Raw genomic sequence first — 21,971 nt, 5'->3', positions numbered from 1 at the left:
CCATAAAAGTATTTTACCATATCCATAATAATATATCAAACATTTGTTCTGTTTTATATTAAAAAAATTGCGCGTCTAACTCATCACTAAAGTAACGAGAATGCGACGCGCAGTTTTCAACGTCTTTCCAAATCGTCTCGGCCGCGTAAACAGTGATACCAGTGGTTTTCGATCCAGAAATTCTTTGATCATTCCTGTCTTGTCCACATAATAATATTCCGACTGTGCCCGTACGTAATCCGATATTCCGATCGGGAGTGGCTTTCTTGCTTCTTTTTCCTCTTTTTTTACATACTTTCCTGACAGTACTCTGCCGTCTGCAGGTTTTTCTGCTCCATCTGGAATCCACCAGCTCTTTCCTTCTTTTACGACACCTGGAATTTTACCTGTTTTACAGAAAGTTGTTACGGTACGCTCTGTAACGCCCCACTGTTTTGCCATTTCTTTACAGCTTTTCATCTGTATCCTCCTTTCCGGCATTCTTCTTTCTGATTATTCTATATTATTTTCGGAAATATATCAATTAATGTTTTATATTTTTCTGAATATTGTCATCATTTTTCATCTGTGCCTTCGCTTTTCTCGCAATCCCCTGTGTGCCGTTCAGGATGCTCGCGCGGGTGACTTTGTCGTTGCCGTATTTCTGGCGGATCGCGTCGAGGGCGGCATCGAGTTTACGGCTTTTCTCCTTCTTTTCGGGATCTTCGAAAAGGGAGAGCTGTTCGAAATCGTCTTCGGTAAGACCGGTCACGGCGACGCCGATCAGGCGGAGGGGCTCGCCTTTCCAGGATTCGCGGAAGAGCTGTTTGGCGCAGCGGTAGATTTCATCTGTCACATCTGTCGCATTGGGGAGTTTGGTCTGGTGTGAACGGTTTCGAAACTCGAGAGTGCGAAACGTTACGGAAACGGAGGTGCATTTTTTCTTTTTCCGACGCATGCGGGCGGCTACGATGTCGCACTGGGCGAGAAGGATCGGATTCACCTGTTCGATGGAGATGATGTCCTCGTTGAAGGTCGTCTCGGCGCTGAAGCCTTTGGCCTCGTCGGGCTGCGCTTTTACAGGGGAATCATCAATGCCGCGGGCGTACTGGTAGAGCTGATGGCCGTTTTTCCTGCCGATCAGCGTCTGGATATCCGCTTCGCGCGCATGCGCCAGTTCTCCGATTGTGCGGATTCCGGCCTCGATCAGTTTCTTTTCGGATGCTTTTCCGAGGAACAACAGCTCGCGTACCGGAAGCGGCCACATTTTTTCGGGGATTTCTTCTGGGAACAGAGTGTGTACTTTGTTTGGTTTTTCGAAATCAGATGCCATTTTGGCCAGGAGTTTATTTGTGGAGATTCCAATATTGACGGTAAATCCAAGCTCCTCGTAAATCCGGTCCTTGATTTCGTGCGCCGCCGCAATCGGGTCCGGATACAGAAGGGAAGTTCCCGTCATATCGAGGAATACCTCATCGATCGAAAAGGATTCCATGACCGGGGTGTAGGAGGCGCAGATTTTCTTGAAGGCACGGGAACACCTGACGTAGAGGTCGAAATCACTCGGGACAATGACCATGTTCGGACATTTCCGCAGTGCCATTGCCACAGGTTCACCGGTCTGGACACCACATTTTTTCGCCGGGATCGACTTTGCCACAACGATTCCTGTCCGCTTCGTCGGATCGCCGCCGATACAGGCAGGAATGTCCCGCAGATCCGGCAGTCCCTCTTTGATCCGCCGCACCGACTCCCAGGATAAAAAGGCGCTGTTGACATCTACGTGAAAAATCAGGTGTTCTGTTGTCGTCTTCGTTTGTTCTTCTCTCATTTTTTTAACCCTCTTTCAAATTCTGCTGCTCTCTATGCAAAAAACAGCAGACCTGCTTTTGCCAGAAAGAAAAAAAGAAGGATCTGCGCCGCCAGCATCAGCGGGACTCCAATCGTGAATTTCTTTTTTCTTGTCTTGTGATGAAACAGGTGCATGCCCAGCAAGGCTCCCACCGAGCCGCCGGCTGCCGCAAGTCCAAGCAAGGTGGAAACGCGGATTCTCCATTTTCCCCGCACCGCACTTCGTTTGTCGATTCCATAGACTGCTATGGTAATGATATTAATACAAATCAGGTAACTCCACAATACTGTCTGTAAGATCGAATGTTCCATTTTTTACGCACCAGCCTTTCTTTTTTCAAAAAAGGCAGCGTTTTTCTCCGCTGCCTTTTTCAAACTCTTTTCAAAATTACTTTTTCTCCAGAAATATTTTTCTGGTCACAAAATTGTATACCATAACAATCGCCGTCGAGAATACTTTCGCGATTGTGTAGATCAGGTTATGGCCTATGTTCTGCTGCAGTGCAACATTACCGCCGTAGATCGGGCCTACGACGATCCAGATCAGGAAACTGTTGAGCAGCATGCCGATCAGGGAAAGGACGACGAAGGTGATGAACTCGACTTTTTTGTTCATGTCTTCTTTCCGCTCAAAGACAAATTTGAAGCTTAAAATGTAATTTGCAATGACCGATACGGTAAATCCGGCAACGGAACCGATGAGGGATGCCGCTTCAAAGTAAGAGCTGGAAGTCAGCGCCATCACAAGATTCAGGACAATAAGACCGGTCACGTAGTCGATGCCGAAGCTGATAAAACCGACGATACCGAATTTCACAATCTGTGCAAATAATTTCTTCATGTTTTTCCTCTTGTTTCTTCTATTATTTTCGAGTCAACGACTCTATGAGAATACCATATCACGGCAGTTTTTTCAAGTTTCCGTATTGTTTTTCCTCACGTCAAAAACGCCGGATTTCACATACAAACATGAAATCCGGCGTCTTTGAATTTCTCTAAATCTCCCGTTTCTCCATAAATCTTACACTGATCCCATACGAAATCAGCACAACTGCGATGCTTACCGCAAAAATTCCCGCCTGTCCAGGAACGTTTCCCGTGATGGTGCCAAGCAGCTCCGCGATCTGATCCAGCGTCGCTTCTCCTGCAATTTTCTGCACAAACAGAACCACACCTGCAAAGAAAAAGCAGATTCCCGCCATCAGAACCCGTGCACTTTCTGCTCCAAATTTGATCTGCACCGGGATCATCACCGAAAGGGCAATGAAAAATACAGCCAGAAAGACCGGGATCGTTCCCGCATTTTCCAGCAGAAGACCGGACAGATTCGAAACACCGTGCAGCACCTGAGATGCCATGTATAACACCCAGGCAATCGCAAAGGATACTACGGTTCCGCCTACACAGAATACGTATTTCTCCTGAATATACGTTTTCCGGTCAATCGGGAGTGTGAACAGAAACGGGAATCCGTTGTCGGATTCATCGCAGGAAAACGTTCCGATCAGTACAACGAGCATCAGAGATGGAAGGTAGCCCAGAATAAAGGTGCCGGGCTGTCCCAGTCCGAGGAACACACAGATCATGAAGAACAGAATCAACATGTTTCGATGGCCTCTCAGCAGCAGACAGATATCTTTCTCTAATAATCCACTCATTTTCTTTTTCCTCCTGTCATCATCAGAATGACTTCATCAATTCCGGCCCGCTCCACCACGAGACCGGGAACGTTTTCTTCGTAATATTTTCTGTCGTTTGTCAGGCATGCATAGCCATACGGCTCTTTCCGGGAACCGAGCAGATATTCCTTGTCGAGCGCCGCATACTGCGCTTCGTCTGCCTTAATCAAGCCGTACTGCTCGAGAATCACATCGGTCTCCTCGTGCAGGAGCTGTTTTCCGCCGTGAATCAAATAAATATCATCGCAGAGATGCTCGAGATCAGAGGCAATGTGGGAAGTAATGAGAATCGTCCGGTTCTCATCTTCCGCCGCATAATCACGCAGCAAATCGAGAATCTCGTTCCGCGCCTCTACGTCAAGGCCTGCGGTCGGCTCGTCGAGAATCAGAAGCTGTGCTTTGTGTGACAGCGCGGTCAGTACGCGGAGTTTCGCCTTCATTCCATTTGAAAACTCCTTGAGCTGTTTTCCTTCCGGCAGCCGCAGTTCCCGGCATTCTCTCATAAACCAGGTTTCATCGAATTCCGGATACATTTTCGCCAGGATCTTTTTCACCTCCGCGATCGTAAACTGTCCGTTGAAGCCCGACTCTGCCAGCGATACACCGATTTTCTGCCGGTCCTGCATTGTGATCTCTGTGATCGGTTTTCCAAAGAGTTCGATCGTTCCGCTCTCCGCTTTTACAAGGCCGAGCATCAGGCGGATCGCCGTGCTCTTTCCTGCTCCGTTTTTTCCGATGAGTCCGGTGATTCTTCCCTCCGGGATTTCCAGCGAAAGTTCAAAATCGAACCCCGGATACGTTTTTCTGACATTCTGCATTTTTATCATGTCTGTCTCTTCCTTTCCTGTCACTAATCAAATCTTCCTCATTTTTCATCCAGAAGAAGGGTTACGGTTTCCAGAATATCCTCCCGGCTCATGCCCATCGCAAGGGCGCGGTCGATGACTTTTTCAAAGTCCGCCTCCGCTTCTTTCTGCCTCGCTTCCAGCGCGAGCTGTTTGTCGGAGGCCGTTACATACGTTCCTTTTCCGTGAATTGTTGTAACAAACCCTTCCCCCTCCAGCTTGTCATACGCTTTCTTGACGGTCAGAGCGCTGATCCGGAGCTCTCCTGCTAGAGAACGGACGGATGGGAGCGCCTCTCCTTCTTTTAAGGAAGAGTTTATAATGTCTGATTTGATCTGCTCCATGAGCTGCTCGTAAATCGGCACCATGGAGGAATGATTCAAAATAATATGCATATCGTTTTTTCTCTCCTTTACGATAAACAGTATATAACAGTTAAGCACTGTTGTCAACTGTTATATACTGTTTGTTTTCAGAGATTTTCTTTCTTTTCTTCTGCATTTTCCCTTCTTCTCTTTGTTTTATATGGTTTTTCCTCTGTTCTGCATGATAAAAGCAATCAAAAAAATAGCAAAAAGTTCTTGATCAATGGAAAATCACCCGTTATAATGCGTGGTATAAAAACAACACGAAAGAGCAGACAAAGGAGTCTGAAAAAAAAGATCTCCTTATTGTCTGCTCTTTTTTGTGTGCAAAAAGGAGGAAAACCATGAGACTTAATCCCAAGGAACAGGAAAAATTAATGCTTCATATGGCCGGCAATCTTGCCAAAGAGCGGAGAGCGCGCGGTCTGAAACTGAATTACCCGGAAGCACTCGCCTACATCAGTTCAGAACTTCTCGAGCTGGCCAGGGACGGAAAAACTGTTGTTAAGCTGATGCAGCTCGCACCAAAATTCTGACCCAAGACGATGTTATGGACGGCGTTGCCGATATGATCGGTGAGGTTCAAGTCGAGGCGACGTTCCCGGACGGAACCAAACTGGTAACTGTACATAACCCGATTCAGTAAGGAAGAACCATTATATGAAAATCGGTGAAATCATGGCTTCCGATCGCGAGATCACATTAAATGAAGGCAAAAAGGCAGTCACTATCATGGTAGCAAACAAAGGCGACCGTCCCGTTCAGGTCGGCTCCCATTTTCATTTCTTTGAGGTCAACCGGTGCCTCTCCTTTGACCGGGAAAAAGCATACGGCTATCACCTCGACATCCCTTCTGGAACTTCGGTCCGTTTTGAGCCGGGCGAGGAAAAAGAGGTTCAGCTCACCGAGATGGGCGGCAGAAAGCGTGTCTTCGGTCTCAATGACCTGCGCACAGGCGGCCGACGATACGAAAGCCGCATCACTGGAAAATGCGAAATTAAAAGGATTTCTGTAAGGAGGGACAGCAAAAAGTTTGAAACAAATAAGTAGCGGGCAACCAAGAAATAAAGGACATGACAAATAAACCACCTAAAAAGCTAGCTTAAAAACTAAATATAAACGCAACACTAATCAGGAAACGGTTAATGGTTCGTCTTTAATGACATAACCACGTTGCCTTAAAAGATTAAGTGCTTGTGAAGTAGAAAGAATCTTTTCTTCCTTCACAGGACGAGATTCAAGAAAACCTTCTGGTGTATATGACTTTAAATCTGAGAGTATGTGCCAGATAGCGGTCAGGATCATACGACAGATCTCGTGCTCTGGAATCCCGCTTTCTTCGGTTCCAAACCGGATATGATCATCAAAGGCGGCATGATTGTTGCTTCCAAAATGGGAGATGCCAATGCTTCCATCCCGACAACACAGCCGGTCTGCTACCAGCCAATGTTTGCCGCTCATGGAAAAGCAAAACAGGAAGCCTGCCTGACCTTTGTTTCTAAGGCTGCCTTTGACGCAGGCGTTAAAGATGCTTACGGACTGGAAAAAACAGTTGTCCCGGTACACGGCTGCCGCAATATCAGCAAGAAAGATATGGTATGGAACGACCGCACACTGAAGCTTACTGTAGATCCGGAGACATATAAAGTGACGGTCGATGGAGAGGAAATCACTTCCCGCCCGGCCGAAAAACTGCCGCTGACCTAGCTTTACAGTCTGTTCTAAACGGCTCTGTATCATATAAAACCATACGAGGAGAATTTTATTATACTTGGAGCGTGTCTTTTATTTGTAGGAATTGTACTGATCAATAACGGCATGTGCGCCCTGTATCATGTGGACGGACGCTCGGCCGCTGTAATGAATATTTTTACCGGCGGGCTTTCCCTTTTCATCAACTTTGTAAATCTGGTGCAGGGAAATTACTATGCAGCCGGAACGGGACTGCTGTTCTGCTTTACGTACCTTTTTGTTGCGGTCAATAAGTTTCTGAATGCAAGCCCGATTCCGTTTGCCTGGTTTTCCACATTTGTCGCCGTCAATGCTGTGATTTTCGGAACCATCGAGGGCTTTACCGGAAGTGCCGCACTTGGTATTACACCGGATCTGCGTTGGGCCGGAATCTGGTATCTTTGGGCAATTCTTTGGGGTACTTCCTTCGTAGAGGATATCTGCGGAAAGAAACTCGGAAAATTTGTGCCATGCCTTCAGGTTTTTGAGGGCATCGTCACTGCGTGGATTCCGGGTGTCATGATGTTGCTTCAGCTCTGGTAATTCGATAAGGAGGATGTGTTTTCATGCTTTGCGAACAAATTTTGGGGAAACTTCCGGACTTTGATCTTTCCGGAAAATCTGGGGCGAAGACGATACGTTTATTACAATCTACAACGAGCCCATGCTTATTATGCTGTAGAAGATTCACGGCGTCACGGCAGTAAAAGAGGTGAAAAAGCTCGATTTTGACCAGCGAATTTCCGCATCCATCCACGACCATCATCACTGATGCGGTTTTTGTCCGTACCTTCGGAAGAATGGGCCGACCTCTTTTCGCGGGCAGGCTCATTCCGTATCTTATGATTTTCAGGAGACTTTTTATGTCCGAACTTAATTTTTATCTTCTTCAGATCAACGATGCTTTATTTCCAATCGGTGCGTATTCACACTCGCAGGGACTCGAGACGTAAATCTCTTTCTCTCACGATCGGAGCACGCAAATACCCTTCTGGATGAAATCCGGAAATTTCTTGCCTCCGATCCGGAAATTGACGGCGGCGCAACTATACTTTCCTGCGGTGATCTTGCAGTTCGTATTTTCGGTCTACGCGCGCAAAGGCTGCAGCAAATGGCGGAAAAAATAAAGTCTGCATATGAAAAATTTTTATAACTGTCTATTCAAGTCGTTCACTTTTCCCTTCGTCAAATTTCGCAGAAAAAATGTCAAAATAAGGGTATGACAACCTCTTCAGAATGTGATAAAATAACTTTCGTTTTAAGCGAAGACAAAACTTATTTTACCATCATTTCGAGGAGGTTTTTTCATGGAAAGAGATATGACAAAGGGCAGTCCGCTGCCGGTCATTCTGCGGTTTACGCTGCCGCTGATTATCGGAAATATTTTCCAGCAGCTCTACAACATGGCAGACACGATTATCGTTGGCCGATATGTCGGAGCGGATGCACTGGCTGCAGTTGGTTCTACGGGAACGATTATGTTCCTGGTGCTTGGATTTGCGCAGGGCATCACAGCAGGCTTTACGGTTCTGACATCGCAACGGTTCGGTGCAAAGGATACGAGCGGAGTAAAGCGAAGTGTGGCAAACGGCATTCTACTGGCTCTCCTTTTCACGGTTGTCCTGACATTCTTCAGCATGATCTCCATGCGGCCGTTGCTGCATCTCATGAACACACCGGAAAATATTTTTCAGGACGCTTATACCTATATTATGATTATCTGCGGTGGCCTGATCGCTACGATTTTTTACAATCTGCTTTCCTCCTATCTGCGTGCAGTAGGAAACAGCCAGACTCCGCTGATGTTCCTGATTTTTTCGGCTGTATTAAATGTTCTTCTGGATCTGCTTCTCATCATTCATTTTAAAATGGGCGTTGCGGGAGCCGGATATGCAACCGTTTTCTCCCAGGGAATTTCTGCTGTGCTCTGTCTTTTTTATATTTATCGCTCCATGCCGGATATGTGGCCGGAAAAACACCACTGGAAACTTCATGCGGCAGATTCCCGCCATCAACTCTCGATGGGCATTCCGATGGCACTCCAGTTTGCCATCACCGCATCCGGTACAATGATTATGCAGGCTGCCATTAACCTGTTCGGCTCGGAGGCGGTTGCCGCTTTTACGGCGGCCTGTAAGCTGCAGAATCTGGTCACACAGGGCTTTTCCGCAATGGGACAGACGATGGCAACCTACAGCGGGCAAAATTTCGGAAAGGGCGATATTCCACGGATTAAAAAGGGAGTTCGCGCTGCACTTCTGACTTCCATCACATATTCGATCGCAGCCGCTGTTCTCGTCTTCCTTCTTCTGAAGCCATGTCTTTCCCTCTTCTTCTCGGGTGATGTCGATATGGCCGCCATGATGCCATGGGCAAAGACTTATTCCTATATGTGTGCTCTTTTTTATGTACCGCTCTGCACCATCTTTATTTTCCGAAATGCAATGCAGGGTTGCGGCTACGGCTTTCTGCCTATGATGGGCGGTGTTTCTGAACTCTTTGCGCGCCTTATTGTAGCTGTGATTGCCATGAAAGTCATCAGCTATCCGCTCGCCTGCTTCTGTGACCCGGCAGCCTGGGTGACGGCAGCTGTCTTTACCGGTGTTTCGTATCTGTTTGTCATGAAGGATATCGACAAAAAGTATGATTCAAAGACACCGACGGCTCCGATCAGCTGACATTTTTCATACCAAACGCAAAACTGCGCGGAATGCACGATTCTGAAATGCATTCCACGCAGTTTTTTGTATTTACAGGATTACAGATTCAGTTTTGCTTTCTGCAGACTTACACAGGAACGATGATATGTGAGTGTCATCGTCAGATAAATGACGCCCACGACAATGACTGCGAGAATACCGGTATGGAACACCAGATGCAGGATCATCGTCGCACACAGCAGGATCTGAATCATCTTGCCCAGCGCCATATAGGCCTTATAGGCACTCTGATATACCATCTCTTTTTCTGCCTCATCGCAACTTGCCATCCAGTCTTTCTGGAAGTTTTTTGAGTTCATATCGCCTCTCTTCTCCGGGTGAGCTGCCTGAACCATTTTTACATAACGCATCTGATAATAGCCATAGAGAAAGAAGTTGATACAAAACAGAGCACAGGTTGCCAGGAATCCGGCGAGCTCTTTTCCCGATGCTTCTTCCAGCCAGGAACGGGAAAAGGTAAATGTCAGCACGATGATATCGCAGACCTGCGAAATCACATTGCAGTTCATCAGCATCGCGCCGTATTTCTCTTCTTCATAGCTTAAGACTTCGTACTGTTCATCCTCTGCTTCTTCGAGATGCTTCATCGTATCCTTTAATTTCCGGCTGTAAAATTCCATCAGGACAATGCTTACAACGAAAATTACCGCAATGATCGGCAGTGCCAGCGGACGGACCAGATCGCTCAGATCACTCATGCCATTTTTCACTCCGAACGTCATAAAAATTCCGACAAAAAAACCGCAGACTCCGCCGATTCCCAGATAAATCAGCATCCGTTTCATCAACTTTCCGTAGGAATTTGGTTTGTTCCCCTGTTTTTCTTTCATGGTTCATCCTCCTCATATTGAAAAATATCTTCTACTTTTACTTCACAGATTTTTGCAAGTTTTAATGCCAGTGTCACCGACGGTGAATAGTCTCCCCGCTCGATCAGGCTGATGGTCTGTCTCGATACTCCCGCCATTTTTCCAAGGTCGGTCTGGTTGATGCCGAGCTTCGAACGGTACTCTTTTAACTGATTGTACAGCGGCATCGCAGCATCTCCTTTCTTGTCACGTTTTTTAGATGAGCTCTCTTTTTGACAACTTTTCTTGTCATCTACTACTCTACCATTGACAACTTTATTTGTCAATACTTTTGACAAGTTTTTTTGTCATTTCAAACTCCCGGTTGATTTGTGGGCTGAAATGTACTAAACTAGAGGTATCTATTTTCGTAACTATTCAAGCCGCAGAAAGGACAGAATCTATGGAACAGAAAGACAGCCGGTTTGCCGTATTGATCGATGCGGACAATGTTTCCCCGAAATACATCAAATATATCCTGGACGAGGTTTCGGACCAGGGCGTCGCTACTTACAAGAGAATCTACGGGGACTGGACCGATATCTCGAAGAAAAGCTGGAAGGAGCAGCTCTTACGCTACTCGATCAACCCGATCCAGCAGTACAGCAATACGAACGGAAAGAACTCGACTGACTCCGCGATGATCATCGATGCGATGGACATTCTCTATTCCGGAAATGTGGAGGGCTTCTGCCTGGTCTCCTCGGATTCCGACTTTACGAAGCTGGCACAGCGGCTGCGCGAATCTGGAATGTTCGTGCTCGGTATGGGTGAGCAGAAGACTCCATCGTCGTTCCGTGTGGCGTGTGATGCCTTTAAAATTCTTGAGGTGATCTCCCAGAATGAGGATGATATCTCTCCTGCGATTACCGCTGTCTCGGAAAATCCGGCGCGCTACGGCACTTCTCAGGACGAAACCCCTTCCATTACAAGCAAGGCAGAAATCGAGCGGACGGTTTCCCGTGTACTGACGGAAAATAATGACCACGGAAAGAATACGACGCTCAGTGAGATCGGCAGTATTTTACAGAAGAAATTTTCGGAGTTTGATGTTCGAAATTACGGCTATTCGAAGCTTTCTACGTTTTTGGAGAGTATGAATGATATCGAGGTGCTGAAGACGGGTCACAATTACCTCGTGAAAGAGCGCCAGAACACCGTATCGCGCCAGCAGATTGAGAAATGCATCATCGACCTGATCTGCTCCAACGGCGGCCATATCGACAACCTGAGCATCATTCACGACGCTCTGCGGAACCGCTTCCCGGGCTTCGATGTGAAGCAGTATGGGTACAGCAGGATCTCAAGTTTTATCAACAGTTTTAAAAAATTCAAAATCACAAATAATACAGTTCAAATGAAATAATACAAAAAGACCCCGGAAACACCATTTTACTTCTGATGTTTCCGGGGTTTTTTTATTATCGCGTATGTCGGATTTACTGTTTTCCTGTACTTCCGATTCCGCCGCGGTCCTCGCCGTTTAAGTGGTCAACTTCTTCAAAGCCGATGGTCGGCTGGTGTTTCTCGATGCGGAACTGGCAGATGCGGTCATTCACATGAATCACGGTGTCGCGCAGGGCATACGCCGGCATGTAGAACCAGTCGTTCGGTCCGCAGTAGCTCTCGTCGATGATACCGCAGTGGTTCGTCTGGATAATACCGAAATTCTTGAAGGTGCTGCTTCTCGGCACGATATGCGCCTCGTAGCCCTCCGGCAGCTGCATGGCAACGCCGAGGTGGATCAGCTTGAATTCTCCGGCCTTTAACTCTACTTCTTCTGCCGCGCGCAGGTCGATCCAGTCGGACTTTCCGTCGATATAGCGCAGGCGCTCAATTTCATCGTTTAAATACTGAATTTTAATGGTTTCCATAAAGCGTCTCCTTTTCTTTTTGCGTGACTACTTTTCGCCGAACAGTACGACTTCGCCGCGTGCTCTCGTCTTTTTCACATCAATGACTCTCTGATTCGGGCTGCCCTTCCATTCCAAGGTAACGTCCCTCTGGGCAAGAATAAAGCGACCGTCCACAACCACGTCCGTGTAATCCATCAGTTCCAGATCACAGACGGATTCCCACTCATATCCGGTGTAAACCCAGATATCTTTTTTCGGATATCTTTCCTTGATCTCTTTTGCCAGAGCCGTCACATCCGCCCGGTTTGCCTCATACAGCGGATCTCCGCCGGAGAAGGTGATGCCGGAAATGTAGTCCTTGTCCAGCTGTTCAAAAATTTCTGCCTTTGCCGCGTCATCAAACGGGATGCCGCCATTTGGATCCCAGGTAATCGGATTCTGACATCCCTTGCAGTGATGACCGCATCCGGCGACCCAGAGCACGACGCGCAGGCCGTCTCCGTTCAACATATCGTCTTTCGTTATATTATGGTATCTCATAGCTTTCACTCCTATTGGACATAAGAAAACACAGAAAAACGAACCGTTTTGCAGATCCCTTTTTCTGTGTTCCCCGCTCTTTATCGTCTGGCAGATCTATTTATTTCGCGTCTGCCGGAACATCCTTGATACTGAAGCTTACACGGCCCATTTTATCTTTGCCCATGCAGACTACTTTTACAACATCGCCAAGGCTGACAACGTCTTCTACTTTCTCAACACGCTGTTTGGCGAGCTTGGAGATGTGTACCAGACCTTCTTTTCCAGGTGCGAACTCAAGGAAAGCACCGAAGTCTTTGATGCTGACAACTTTTCCGGTCAGGATCTGTCCCTCGGTAAAGTCGCTTGCGATGATCTCGATATATTTCTTTGCCTGATCCATCATAGCCTGCTCGGTTCCGCAGATGGAAACAGCACCGTCATCTGTGATATCGATCTTTACGCCGGTCTCATCGATGATGGCGTTGATGGTCTTTCCTCTCTGACCGACAACTTCACCGATCTTCTGCGGGTCGATCATCATCTGGATGATCTTCGGAGCGAACTCGCCGACCGTCTTACGCGGCTCTGCGATCGCTTTCTCCATAACCTCGGTCAGGATGTACTCTCTTGCCTGTTTCGTTCTGGCAATCGCCTCTTCTACGATCTGACGGGTCAGTCCATGGATCTTGATATCCATCTGGATTGCAGTGATTCCGTCGTGGGTACCAGCTACCTTAAAGTCCATGTCGCCGAAGAAGTCTTCGAGACCCTGGATATCGGTCAGTACGAGGTAATCATCATCGGTCTCGCCTGTTACCAGACCGCAGGAGATACCTGCAACCGGTTTTTTGATCGGTACACCGGCAGCCATCAGAGACATGGTGGATGCACAGATACTTGCCTGGGAAGTAGAACCGTTAGACTCGAAGGTCTCGGATACGGTACGGATTGCGTACGGGAACTCTTCCTCGGTCGGAAGTACCGGAACCAGGGCACGTTCTGCCAGAGCACCATGGCCGATCTCACGGCGTCCCGGTCCGCGGGACGGTTTTGTCTCACCTACAGAGTAGGATGGGAAGTTGTACTGATGCATGTAACGTTTGGAGGTCTCGAACTCATCCAGTCCGTCCAGTTTCTGTGCTTCGGAAAGCGGAGCCAGTGTTGTTACGTTGCAGATCTGAGTCTGTCCACGGGTGAACATAGCGGAACCATGAACACGCGGGATAATGTCAACCTCTGCTGCCAGAGGACGGATTTCTGTGATCGCACGGCCGTCCGGACGTTTGTGGTCTTTTAAGATCATCTTACGAACGGTCTTTTTCTGATACTGGTAAACAGCCTCGCCTAATACTGCCAGCCACTCTTCGTTGTCGGCAAATGCCTCCTCGAGTTTCTCGGTGATGACGCGGATGTTTTCTTCTCTTGTCTGTTTATCATCGCTGAAAACAGCCTCTTCCATCTCTGCCGGAGGAACGATCTCTTTGATCGCTGCAAACAGCTCTTCCGGAATAGCGCAGCTCTCATAAGCGTGTTTCGGTTTTCCAACCTCTGCTACGATGCTGTCGATGAATTTGATGATTTCCTGGTTTACTTCGTGTGCTTTGTAGATGGCGTCGATCATTTTTGCTTCCGGAATCTCTTTTGCTCCGGCTTCGATCATGATGACTTTCTCTCTGGTGGAAGCTACGGTCAGTTTCAGGTCGGATACGGCTTTCTGTGCGAGAGTCGGGTTTACGATGAACTCGCCGTCGATCATACCGATCTGAGTCATGGCACACGGACCGTCAAACGGGATGTCGGAAATGCAGGTTGCGATTGCGGAACCCAGCATTGCGACTACTTCCGGATCACACTCCGGATCTACGGACATTACCATGTTGTTTAATGTAACATCGTTGCGGTAATCTTTTGGGAACAGCGGACGCATCGGACGGTCAATGACACGGCTGGTCAGAATTGCGTGCTCGCTTGCTTTTCCTTCTCTTTTGTTGAATCCGCCCGGGATTTTTCCAACGGCGTACATCTTCTCTTCGTACTCAACGCTTAATGGGAAGAAGTCGATGCCGTCACGCGGTTTCTCAGATGCGGTTGCTGTAGAAAGAACTACAGTATCACCATAATGCATAAATGCTGCGCCGTTTGCCTGTTTTGCTACACGGCCTACGTCTACGGTCAGGGTTCTGCCTGCCAGTTCCATAGAAAAACTCTTGTACATAAATAATCTCCTTTTTTTCTTCTGAGCAGAATTTCCGAAACAACTGAAAAGCACACCGGAATACGGACAGGATGCAGCTTTTCAATGTGTTTTTCAGTGGTCTCGGATAAAATTCCTGCACCTCAGAATGGCTCCATGTCGTTTGCGTCTTTGATCTTACAAGCAAAGAAACGGGCGGAAAATGTATCCCGCCCGTTGTTCCAAGCTGATTATTTTCTGATTCCTAACTTCTCGATTAAAGCACGGTATCTTTCAATATCAGTTTTCTTTAAGTAGTCAAGCAGACCACGTCTCTGACCAACCATTTTCAGAAGACCTCTTCTGGAGTGATGATCTTTGTGGTGAACTTTCAGATGCTCAGTGAGCTCCTCGATTCTTGCGGTAAGAACAGCTACCTGTACTTCCGGTGATCCTGTATCTCCCTCAGTTCTTGCATACTCTTTGATGATTGCCTGTTTTTTTTCTTTCGAAATCATTTTAAATTCCTCCTGTTATTTTGATTGCACCGCTGACTAAGAAGTGGTCGGAGTGTCCTGCCTCTGAATCAGGGTCCGGGGATCTTTTTTGTCCCGCATACTCGATTAGTATAGCATACGCTTTTCGAATTGTAAATACTAAAATCAGATGTTTTCGCGATGAATTTTCACGTAGTTACAGTTCTCCGAACTGTAACTTTCGCAGCTCTCATTTTAAGTTTTGCTTCGCAAAAGGAGAGCTGCTCACACCTGAATCACTTTCTTACGCAGCGAAACAGCGAGTGTTTCACTGCTGAGCGAACTTTTTTTCTACATATTTTTTCCCTGCCGCAACATCATGATCGAGCTGGTTTTTCAGCGCGTCGATCGAAGCAAATTTCTGCTCCGGGCGCAGGAATTTTAACAGAGAAACCTCCGCCTGTTTTCCATAGAGATCCTCGCTGCAGTCAAAAAGATTCGTCTCCACGCCGGTAAATTTTTCCTGTACCGTCGGCTTAACACCGATGTTTGTGATACCGTAATAAATTTTTCCTTCGATTTTCACCTCGGAAACGTAGACGCCAAACGGCGGAAGCAGCTTTTCTGCCGGCGGGATCTGATTGATGGTCGGCACGCCGATCGTTCTGCCGAGTGCATGACCGTGGACAATCTCGCCGTGAACCGCGTAATCGTAGCCGAGCAGACCGCTCACGGCTTCCATATTGCCCTGTTCCAGCTCTTCCCGTGCCCAGGTGCTGCTGATTTCGCGGCCGTTTTCCTCTGCTTTTTCGATGATCTCGGTTTCAAAACCAAGGGACGGGCCCATTTCTTTCAGCATTTCGGCTGTGCCGCTTCTCTTGTAGCCAAAACCGAAATCCTTTCCCACAACAACTTTTTTCGCGTGCAGCTTATCCACCAGAATCTCTTTGATAAAGGCTTCCGGCGTCATGTGCATCACTTCATCCACAAACGGGCATTCCACAAGGCAGTCCATGCCAAGCTGTTCGAGGCGGGCTCTTCTCTCCTCATTCGTCAGCAGCTGATGCGGCTTGACATGCTGCACTTTCGACTGCGGCGGCACGTCAAATGTAAACACAACCGTTTCCAGTCTTTCCGTTCTGCCGATTGCAAGGACACGGCGGATCAGAAGCATATGCCCCCGGTGGAGGCCGTCAAATTTTCCCAGGGTTACAACGCTGTCCCCTCTGCTGTCAAAATCCAGTGTTTTTGTTAGATATCTCATGTTCTCTCCAGAAATAACTTGACCGGTCTGGTTAAGTTTTGTGATGGTCTGTATTGATAAATACCGACAAACGTTCCGTCATCGAGATAAAGGCGGAACTCCTCGTCTTCTGCGAAGTCCCCGCCGGAAGCAGTTTCCCCGATTTCGCGGATCTGCGCCGGTTTCAGCGGATTTCCGTTTTCCGCAAGCTTTTTCGCATGATCGTCCGCTGTTGCAAAGCTGCGCAGCGCGGCAAACATTTCATCGACCGGCACGAGGATCTCCGAAAGGCGGCCCTCACCGACAATCGCTGCGATCTCGTCAAGCGTGTGCGCTCCGTTTCTGTCAAACTGGCCGACTCTCGTGCGGATCAGCTGCTCCATACATCCGTGGCAGCCCAGTTTTTCGCCGATATCGTGGCACAGGGTGCGGATATACGTTCCCTTCGAACACGTTACCTCCATGCGCACCAGCGGAAGCTTCACTTCCAGAATGCTGATCTCGTAAAAGTGCACCGTGCGGGCCTTCCGCTCGATCTCGATGCCTTCCCGCGCCAGCTCGTAGAGTTTCTTTCCATTAACCTTCAGCGCGGAATACATCGGCGGCACCTGCTGCTGCTCCCCGACAAACGAGGCGATGCAGTCCCGCACCTCTTCTTCCGTCACGGTCACCGGCGCTTCTGCTGTCACGGTTCCGCTCATGTCCTGCGTATCCGTTGCGATTCCAAGGTGAAGCAGCGCTTCATACGTCTTCGTTTCATCGGTCAGCATATCGCAGAGACGCGTTCCCTTTCCAAGGCAGACTGGAAGCACGCCCGTCGCATCCGGGTCTAGGGTTCCGGTGTGGCCGATTTTTTTCTGGTGCAGGATGCCGCGCAGCTTCGCAACCACGTCATGCGACGTAAATCCCGCCTCTTTCCATACGTTCAGAACTCCGTTTATCATGTTGTTTTGTCTCCCTCTTTTTCACAAGAAAACCGGGCGTGGATATATTTTCTGCGCCCGGCTGTTTCCTGTTTATGCTTCTTCCTCTGTCGTCTCTTCTTCCTCTTCTGCAAGAAGCTGTTTTTCGATATACAGAGTCAGATTGTTGATTACATCATACGGAGAACCTGACATCGTGCAGCCAGCCGCACGGATATGGCCGCCGCCGCCGAATACGGCTGCGATTTTGCTCACATCAACCAGCTCGTCGGAGCGGAGGCTTACTTTGAAGACCTGCGGCTCCAGCTCATACAGGAAGATCGCTACGTGAACGCCTTCTGTATTTTTTAACTGGCTGACAATGCCGTCCATATCTCCCGTTGTCAGGCCATAGAAGTCCATGACCTTCTTCCGCACGATACCGACAATACACTGCTTGTCGAGAAGCATGATGCTCTCTGTCAGCGTGCGTCCCATAATCTGGTTCTGTACGTATGTTTTCTTGAAGAATGCATCCTCGATGATTCTGGTAAACGGAACTCCCTTTTCCATCAGAGCGGCCGCAACCCGCATCGTATGCGGAGAGGTGCTGCTGTACTGGAATACGCCGGAATCGGTCACAATACCGGTGTACAGCGCCTCGGCGCACGGCTCGGAGATCTTTTCTTCCTCCAGAAGTCCGAACAGCACCTCGCAGGCAGAGCTTGCATCCGGCTCTACGTGATTGATTTCGCAATATTCTGTATTCGTCACATGGTGATCGATGCAGATCGTCTTTCCCGCTTTTGCAAGAAGCGGTACGGCAACGCCGATGCGCTCCTCGCTGGATACATCCAGAAGGACCACAAGGTCGTACGCTTTCTCTTCACAGCTTGTCTTTACCTCAGAAAAACCCGGAAGATAGGAAAATTCCGGCCGTGGATCCTCAAGATAGACATCTGCCTGAATCTCCGGCCGATTGTCGCGAAGATACTGGTATAATCCCAGGCAGGAACCGATGCAGTCACCGTCCGGACGAACGTGTCCGGCGATGGCCATGCAGGAGACTCCGTTTAGAATTTCATCAATTTTCTTCATTTTCCTCATCCTTTTTGTCTTCTTTGTGTGTTACTTCATCAATCAGTTTCGACATCGTAACGCCATATTCAATCGACTCATCCAGGACAAAGGTCAGCTCCGGTGTATTGCGGAGGTTAATGGTCTTGGCCAGCATACGGCGGATGAAGCCCTCCGCGCTCTTTAAGCCGCGGATGGTTTCTTTCTTCGCCTCATCATCGCCAAACACACTGATATATACTTTACACGTCTTCAGATCCGGCGCTACCTCTGCCGCTGTGACAGAGGTCATCATTCCGATGCGCGGATCCTTGATCTCGTTCCGGATGATGTTGGAAAGCTCTTTCTGTACTTCCCCGTTGATCCTGGTGTTTTTAATACTGTTTTTTCTCAACTTAATTCCTCATTTCTATCTCGGCACTTCTACCATGATATAAGCCTCGACCTGATCGAACTCCTGAAGATCGTTGAATCCTTCAAATACAAGACCGCACTCATAGCCGGAGCGCACTTCTTTGACATCGTCTTTGAAACGTTTGAGGGATGCCAGATTTCCTTCGAAGATCTGGTTTCCTTCGCGGCTGATTCGAACTTTGCAGCCTCTCTGGAACGTTCCGTCCAGTACATAGCTTCCGGCGATCGTTCCGACACCGGATGCCTTGAAGAGCTGACGTACCTCGGCATGGCCGATAACTTTCTCTTCGTAAACCGGCTCAAGCATACCCTTCATGGCTGCCTCAACATCCTCAATTGCCTGGTAGATGACACGGTACAGACGGATGTCTACGCCGTTCTGCTCTGCCATGGATTTTGCGTTCGCATCCGGGCGTACGTTAAATCCGATAATGATGGCGGAAGATGCGGTTGCCAGCATAACGTCGGACTCGTTGATCGCACCGACACCGCCGTGGATGACGCGTACGGCAACTTCCTCGTTGGAGAGTTTGACAAGACTCTGTTTTACTGCCTCGACAGATCCCTGTACATCGGCTTTGACAACGAGTGCCAGTTCTTTTAAGTTACCCTCCTGAATCTGGTTGAACAGATCATCCAGGGACATCTTCGCTTTTGTCTCCTCAAGCAGGTTCTTCTTGTTCTCTGCCACGAAGGTTGCTGCGAAGTTCTTTGCTTCTTTATCGTTATCGGTCTGAACGAGGATCTCTCCTGCGTTCGGAACATCGGAAAGTCCGAGAATCTCAACCGGAGTAGACGGGCCTGCCTCTTTGACGCGGCGTCCCTTATCATCCATCATCGCACGGACTTTACCGGAGCATGCGCCTGCTGCGATGTAATCGCCGACATGCAGGGTACCTTTCTGTACCAGAATGGTAGCAACCGGTCCTTTTCCTTTATCCAGCTCAGCCTCGATGACAAGACCTCTTGCTTTCCGGTTCGGGTTTGCTTTCAGCTCGAGCACTTCGGAAGTCAGAAGGATCATCTCAAGCAGATCGTCGATACCTTCGTTGTTCTTTGCAGATACCGGAACGAATACGGTGCTTCCGCCCCAGTCCTCCGGAATCAGTTCGTACTCGGAGAGCTCCTGTTTTACACGCTCTACGTTTGCGCCTGGTTTATCGATCTTATTGATCGCAACGATGATCTCAACGCCGGCTGCTTTTGCATGGTTGATTGCCTCAACGGTCTGCGGCATCACACCGTCGTCTGCTGCGACAACGAGAATGGCGATATCCGTTGCATTGGCTCCACGCATACGCATAGCGGTGAATGCCTCATGTCCCGGGGTATCGAGGAACGTAATCTTCTGTTTGTTGATCGAAACGGTGTATGCACCGATGTGCTGGGTAATACCGCCAGCCTCGCGGTCGGTGACATGGGTGTTCCGGATGCAGTCCAGAAGAGATGTTTTACCGTGGTCAACGTGTCCCATAACGCAGACTACCGGCGGACGCGGAACCATGTCTTTTTCATCCTCTTCGTCCTCTTTTAAGAGCTCTTCGATCACATCGACTTTCTCTTCCGGCTCAGCGATGATGTTATAATCAAGCGCGATTTCCTGTGCTTTTTCGAAATCGATCTCATGGTTTACGGTAACCATCGTTCCTTCCATGAACAGTTTCTTTACGATGACTGCCGGCTGCATTTTCATCTTCTCAGCCAGCTCGCGGATGGTCATTTTCTCCGGCAGGGTAATCTCCTTTACCTCATCTTTCGGAGCTTCCTGTTTCGGTTTGTTGACCGGTTTCTGGAGCGCTTTCGGGAGTCTGGACTGCTGATGATGTCCCTGGTTCGGACGGTTTCCGCCTCTTCCTCTGTCTTCACTGAATTTATTCTCTCTTAAAGAATCTTTGTTTTTGTCTTTTTCTTTTCTTCCTGTATCACGGCCTGGCTTCTTGATGCCAAGGCTCATTGTATCGCCTGCAGAGCTCTTATGCTCGGTTCTGCGGCGGTCTCCTCCCGGACGGCGGTTCTGATTCTGGGAATCATCATCCTTTCCTGCGAACGGTCTTCCGCCATTATTTCCCGGTCTGCCTCCGTTTGGACGTGCGGAACGCTCACCGAATGGTCTTCCGCTTCTCTCACCGTTTCCGCTTCTTCCGCCGTTATTGCGGTCTCCTCCCGGACGGTCTCCGCTGCGGTTCGGGCGGTCTCCATTGTTTCCGCCGAAGCGGCGTTCTCCCTGCGGACGGTCTCCGCTGCGGTTCGGGCGGTCTCCGTTATTGTTGAAACGGCGCTCTCCCTGCGGACGGTCTCCATTGCGGTTCGGGCGGTCTCCGTTATTGTTGAAACGGCGCTCTCCCTGCGGACGGTCTCCATTGCGGTTCGGACGATCTCCATTTCCGCCGTTTCCGTTTCCACGGTTCGGACGGTCCTCGCTTCTTCCGTTTCCATTGCGGTTTCCTTCCGGACGGCCGTTTCCGCGGGACGGACGGTCTTTTTTCTGTCCCTGGTTCTTCGTGAACTCTTTTGCTTCTTTACTTGTTGCGTTCTGCGGACGCACAACGGAAATAATTTTCTTTTTCTTCGGTTTTGCCTGCTCTTCCGGTTTCTTCATTTCCATGTTTTCTGTATCTTTCTTTTCCAATGATCTTTTCTCCTCTTTCTGCGGTTTTCGTGTTTCCTGCATCCATCCACCGACCTTTCCGGCCTTACGCCTTACGCTTCTGCCAACAATGCTGCTATTTTTTCTGCAAAATGCGCTTCACATACGGCAAGGGAAGAACGGTATTCTCTTCCGATGGCTCTTCCAAGCTGCTCTTTGTCCCCAAAAAGAATGCATGGCACTTTATAGTATGCACACATATTGCGAAATTTCTTCTGTGTATTGGCCGACGCCGTTTCCGCCAGAATGACAAGGTATGCGCTGCCGCTCTTTACGGCCTGCTCGGTCGCAAATTCGCCGCTCGATACCTTACCCGCCTTCATGGCAAGGCCCAGCATGGATAATCCTTTACTTTGACTGTTCAATCTTCGCAAATGCCTCCTTTAACTGCTCATAAACCTCTGATGGAATTTCTGCCTTCAGAGAACGGGAAAGTCCTTTGTTTTTCATTGCTTTCCCCAGACATTCCAGAGAGCAGACATAAGCACCGCGTCCGTTCATTCTTCCGGTTGTGTCTGGAATAATCGTTCCTTCGGTGGTTTTCACCACGCGGATCATTTCTTTTTTGTTTTTCATTTCATTGCAGCCAATGCATTTACGCAGCGGCACTTTACGAACTGTACTCAAATGCTCATCCCGCCTT

Annotated in this window: 25 protein-coding genes and 1 pseudogene; 6 read left to right on the top strand and 20 right to left on the bottom strand. The window is 48.6% G+C overall.

Translation table 11 applies throughout. The features are described from left to right. Nucleotides 1-75 precede the first annotated feature (75 nt). From DW915_RS14485 to DW915_RS14455, 7 genes are all read right to left on the bottom strand, one after another. Nucleotides 76-459: an AAA family ATPase gene (locus DW915_RS14485; RefSeq protein ID WP_118742360.1), complete on the bottom strand. Its 384-nt coding sequence runs from the start codon at nucleotides 457-459 to the stop codon at nucleotides 76-78. Nucleotides 460-523: 64 nt separating this feature from the next. Then, nucleotides 524-1,810: a DNA polymerase Y family protein gene (locus DW915_RS14480; RefSeq protein ID WP_118742359.1), complete on the bottom strand. Its 1,287-nt coding sequence runs from the start codon at nucleotides 1,808-1,810 to the stop codon at nucleotides 524-526. Nucleotides 1,811-1,842: 32 nt separating this feature from the next. Then, complete coding sequence (locus DW915_RS14475) at nucleotides 1,843-2,142, bottom strand: DUF1294 domain-containing protein (protein WP_022462952.1); 300 nt, start codon at nucleotides 2,140-2,142, stop codon at nucleotides 1,843-1,845. A gap of 76 nt (nucleotides 2,143-2,218) precedes the next feature. Then, complete coding sequence (locus DW915_RS14470; RefSeq protein ID WP_022462951.1) at nucleotides 2,219-2,671, bottom strand: GtrA family protein; 453 nt, start codon at nucleotides 2,669-2,671, stop codon at nucleotides 2,219-2,221. Nucleotides 2,672-2,825: 154 nt separating this feature from the next. Next, nucleotides 2,826-3,488 (bottom strand): ABC-2 transporter permease, encoded by a 663-nt coding sequence (locus tag DW915_RS14465; RefSeq protein WP_022462950.1) that lies wholly within the window; start codon nucleotides 3,486-3,488, stop codon nucleotides 2,826-2,828. Beyond that, the gene (locus tag DW915_RS14460; protein WP_022462949.1) at nucleotides 3,485-4,336 is read right to left on the bottom strand and encodes an ABC transporter ATP-binding protein; all 852 of its coding nucleotides are present in this window, start codon (nucleotides 4,334-4,336) and stop codon (nucleotides 3,485-3,487) included. Before DW915_RS14460 ends, DW915_RS14465 begins: the two co-directional genes overlap by 4 nt. A 38-nt stretch (nucleotides 4,337-4,374) precedes the next feature. After that, nucleotides 4,375-4,749, bottom strand: coding sequence for a GntR family transcriptional regulator (locus tag DW915_RS14455; RefSeq protein ID WP_022462948.1), 375 nt, complete (start codon nucleotides 4,747-4,749; stop codon nucleotides 4,375-4,377). A 314-nt stretch (nucleotides 4,750-5,063) separates the two neighbouring features. Here DW915_RS14455 and ureA point away from each other — a divergent pair. The 5 genes and pseudogenes from ureA to DW915_RS14410 all read left to right on the top strand — a co-directional run bounded on the left by ureA (nucleotide 5,064) and on the right by DW915_RS14410 (nucleotide 9,128). Further along, nucleotides 5,064-5,365, top strand: a pseudogene (gene ureA, locus DW915_RS14445) (urease subunit gamma). Between the two features lie 14 nt (nucleotides 5,366-5,379). After that, on the top strand, nucleotides 5,380-5,769 hold the full coding sequence (gene ureB, locus DW915_RS14440) for an urease subunit beta (RefSeq protein WP_330422700.1): 390 nt from the start codon (nucleotides 5,380-5,382) through the stop codon (nucleotides 5,767-5,769). A gap of 231 nt (nucleotides 5,770-6,000) precedes the next feature. Then, the gene (locus DW915_RS14430; protein WP_330422699.1) at nucleotides 6,001-6,426 is read left to right on the top strand and encodes a hypothetical protein; all 426 of its coding nucleotides are present in this window, start codon (nucleotides 6,001-6,003) and stop codon (nucleotides 6,424-6,426) included. 24 nt (nucleotides 6,427-6,450) lie between these two features. Then, nucleotides 6,451-6,993, top strand: coding sequence for an AmiS/UreI family transporter (locus DW915_RS14425; protein ID WP_179962771.1), 543 nt, complete (start codon nucleotides 6,451-6,453; stop codon nucleotides 6,991-6,993). 764 nt (nucleotides 6,994-7,757) lie between these two features. Next, nucleotides 7,758-9,128, top strand: coding sequence for an MATE family efflux transporter (locus DW915_RS14410; RefSeq protein WP_118742356.1), 1,371 nt, complete (start codon nucleotides 7,758-7,760; stop codon nucleotides 9,126-9,128). A gap of 80 nt (nucleotides 9,129-9,208) precedes the next feature. On the opposite strand, the gene DW915_RS14405 is transcribed toward DW915_RS14410, so the two are convergent. Together DW915_RS14405 and DW915_RS14400 are read right to left on the bottom strand one after the other, a co-directional pair. Next, nucleotides 9,209-10,000, bottom strand: coding sequence for a DUF3169 family protein (locus DW915_RS14405; protein ID WP_118594940.1), 792 nt, complete (start codon nucleotides 9,998-10,000; stop codon nucleotides 9,209-9,211). Beyond that, entirely contained in the window at nucleotides 9,997-10,206 is a 210-nt protein-coding gene (locus DW915_RS14400) for a helix-turn-helix transcriptional regulator (protein WP_055228608.1), read from the bottom strand. Before DW915_RS14400 ends, DW915_RS14405 begins: the two co-directional genes overlap by 4 nt. Nucleotides 10,207-10,421: 215 nt before the next feature. Here DW915_RS14400 and DW915_RS14395 point away from each other — a divergent pair, with 215 nt between their 5' ends. Further along, nucleotides 10,422-11,384, top strand: a complete 963-nt coding sequence (locus DW915_RS14395; RefSeq protein ID WP_118742355.1) for an NYN domain-containing protein — start codon at nucleotides 10,422-10,424, stop codon at nucleotides 11,382-11,384. Between the two features lie 73 nt (nucleotides 11,385-11,457). On the opposite strand, the gene DW915_RS14390 is transcribed toward DW915_RS14395, so the two are convergent. The 11 genes from DW915_RS14390 to rnpM form a co-directional block, all read right to left on the bottom strand. Further along, entirely contained in the window at nucleotides 11,458-11,892 is a 435-nt protein-coding gene (locus tag DW915_RS14390; RefSeq protein ID WP_118659555.1) for a dUTP diphosphatase, read from the bottom strand. 27 nt (nucleotides 11,893-11,919) lie between these two features. Continuing rightward, on the bottom strand, nucleotides 11,920-12,414 hold the full coding sequence (gene nrdG, locus DW915_RS14385) for an anaerobic ribonucleoside-triphosphate reductase activating protein (protein ID WP_055228610.1): 495 nt from the start codon (nucleotides 12,412-12,414) through the stop codon (nucleotides 11,920-11,922). Between the two features lie 100 nt (nucleotides 12,415-12,514). Next, entirely contained in the window at nucleotides 12,515-14,611 is a 2,097-nt protein-coding gene (locus tag DW915_RS14380; protein WP_022462936.1) for a polyribonucleotide nucleotidyltransferase, read from the bottom strand. 209 nt (nucleotides 14,612-14,820) lie between these two features. Next, entirely contained in the window at nucleotides 14,821-15,087 is a 267-nt protein-coding gene (gene rpsO / locus DW915_RS14375) for a 30S ribosomal protein S15 (protein ID WP_022462935.1), read from the bottom strand. Between the two features lie 286 nt (nucleotides 15,088-15,373). Continuing rightward, nucleotides 15,374-16,309: a bifunctional riboflavin kinase/FAD synthetase gene (locus DW915_RS14370; RefSeq protein WP_055228611.1), complete on the bottom strand. Its 936-nt coding sequence runs from the start codon at nucleotides 16,307-16,309 to the stop codon at nucleotides 15,374-15,376. Then, on the bottom strand, nucleotides 16,306-17,232 hold the full coding sequence (truB, locus tag DW915_RS14365) for a tRNA pseudouridine(55) synthase TruB (protein WP_055265448.1): 927 nt from the start codon (nucleotides 17,230-17,232) through the stop codon (nucleotides 16,306-16,308). The genes DW915_RS14370 and truB overlap by 4 nt, the downstream gene beginning before the upstream one ends. Before the next feature lie 72 nt (nucleotides 17,233-17,304). Next, a complete protein-coding gene (locus DW915_RS14360; protein WP_118742354.1) occupies nucleotides 17,305-18,288 on the bottom strand; it encodes a DHH family phosphoesterase in 984 nt (327 codons plus the stop codon). Then, nucleotides 18,275-18,661, bottom strand: a complete 387-nt coding sequence (gene rbfA / locus DW915_RS14355; RefSeq protein WP_022462931.1) for a 30S ribosome-binding factor RbfA — start codon at nucleotides 18,659-18,661, stop codon at nucleotides 18,275-18,277. Before rbfA ends, DW915_RS14360 begins: the two co-directional genes overlap by 14 nt. Before the next feature lie 15 nt (nucleotides 18,662-18,676). Then, entirely contained in the window at nucleotides 18,677-21,352 is a 2,676-nt protein-coding gene (gene infB, locus DW915_RS14350) for a translation initiation factor IF-2 (RefSeq protein ID WP_082424733.1), read from the bottom strand. A 29-nt stretch (nucleotides 21,353-21,381) separates the two neighbouring features. Further along, nucleotides 21,382-21,693 (bottom strand): L7Ae/L30e/S12e/Gadd45 family ribosomal protein, encoded by a 312-nt coding sequence (locus tag DW915_RS14345; RefSeq protein WP_055221524.1) that lies wholly within the window; start codon nucleotides 21,691-21,693, stop codon nucleotides 21,382-21,384. Continuing rightward, a complete protein-coding gene (rnpM, locus tag DW915_RS14340) occupies nucleotides 21,677-21,955 on the bottom strand; it encodes an RNase P modulator RnpM (RefSeq protein WP_118742353.1) in 279 nt (92 codons plus the stop codon). Before rnpM ends, DW915_RS14345 begins: the two co-directional genes overlap by 17 nt. Nucleotides 21,956-21,971 lie beyond the last annotated feature (16 nt).

Origin of the sequence: Blautia sp. AM42-2 (assembly GCF_003480245.1) — a bacterium.
Classification (GTDB): domain Bacteria; phylum Bacillota; class Clostridia; order Lachnospirales; family Lachnospiraceae; genus Fusicatenibacter; species Fusicatenibacter saccharivorans.
This window is presented reverse-complemented; position numbering and strand designations above follow the sequence as displayed.

Coding starts and splice junctions, on each gene's coding strand:
- DW915_RS14485 (WP_118742360.1), bottom strand. CDS start 459: ATGAAAAGCTGTAAAGAAATGGCAAAACAGTGGGGCGTTACAGAGCGT.
- DW915_RS14480 (WP_118742359.1), bottom strand. CDS start 1,810: ATGAGAGAAGAACAAACGAAGACGACAACAGAACACCTGATTTTTCAC.
- DW915_RS14475 (WP_022462952.1), bottom strand. CDS start 2,142: ATGGAACATTCGATCTTACAGACAGTATTGTGGAGTTACCTGATTTGT.
- DW915_RS14470 (WP_022462951.1), bottom strand. CDS start 2,671: ATGAAGAAATTATTTGCACAGATTGTGAAATTCGGTATCGTCGGTTTT.
- DW915_RS14465 (WP_022462950.1), bottom strand. CDS start 3,488: ATGAGTGGATTATTAGAGAAAGATATCTGTCTGCTGCTGAGAGGCCAT.
- DW915_RS14460 (WP_022462949.1), bottom strand. CDS start 4,336: ATGATAAAAATGCAGAATGTCAGAAAAACGTATCCGGGGTTCGATTTT.
- DW915_RS14455 (WP_022462948.1), bottom strand. CDS start 4,749: ATGCATATTATTTTGAATCATTCCTCCATGGTGCCGATTTACGAGCAG.
- ureB (WP_330422700.1), top strand. CDS start 5,380: ATGAAAATCGGTGAAATCATGGCTTCCGATCGCGAGATCACATTAAAT.
- DW915_RS14410 (WP_118742356.1), top strand. CDS start 7,758: ATGGAAAGAGATATGACAAAGGGCAGTCCGCTGCCGGTCATTCTGCGG.
- DW915_RS14405 (WP_118594940.1), bottom strand. CDS start 10,000: ATGAAAGAAAAACAGGGGAACAAACCAAATTCCTACGGAAAGTTGATG.
- DW915_RS14400 (WP_055228608.1), bottom strand. CDS start 10,206: ATGCCGCTGTACAATCAGTTAAAAGAGTACCGTTCGAAGCTCGGCATC.
- DW915_RS14395 (WP_118742355.1), top strand. CDS start 10,422: ATGGAACAGAAAGACAGCCGGTTTGCCGTATTGATCGATGCGGACAAT.
- DW915_RS14390 (WP_118659555.1), bottom strand. CDS start 11,892: ATGGAAACCATTAAAATTCAGTATTTAAACGATGAAATTGAGCGCCTG.
- nrdG (WP_055228610.1), bottom strand. CDS start 12,414: ATGAGATACCATAATATAACGAAAGACGATATGTTGAACGGAGACGGC.
- DW915_RS14380 (WP_022462936.1), bottom strand. CDS start 14,611: ATGTACAAGAGTTTTTCTATGGAACTGGCAGGCAGAACCCTGACCGTA.
- rpsO (WP_022462935.1), bottom strand. CDS start 15,087: ATGATTTCGAAAGAAAAAAAACAGGCAATCATCAAAGAGTATGCAAGA.
- DW915_RS14370 (WP_055228611.1), bottom strand. CDS start 16,309: ATGAGATATCTAACAAAAACACTGGATTTTGACAGCAGAGGGGACAGC.
- truB (WP_055265448.1), bottom strand. CDS start 17,232: ATGATAAACGGAGTTCTGAACGTATGGAAAGAGGCGGGATTTACGTCG.
- DW915_RS14360 (WP_118742354.1), bottom strand. CDS start 18,288: ATGAAGAAAATTGATGAAATTCTAAACGGAGTCTCCTGCATGGCCATC.
- infB (WP_082424733.1), bottom strand. CDS start 21,352: ATGCAGGAAACACGAAAACCGCAGAAAGAGGAGAAAAGATCATTGGAA.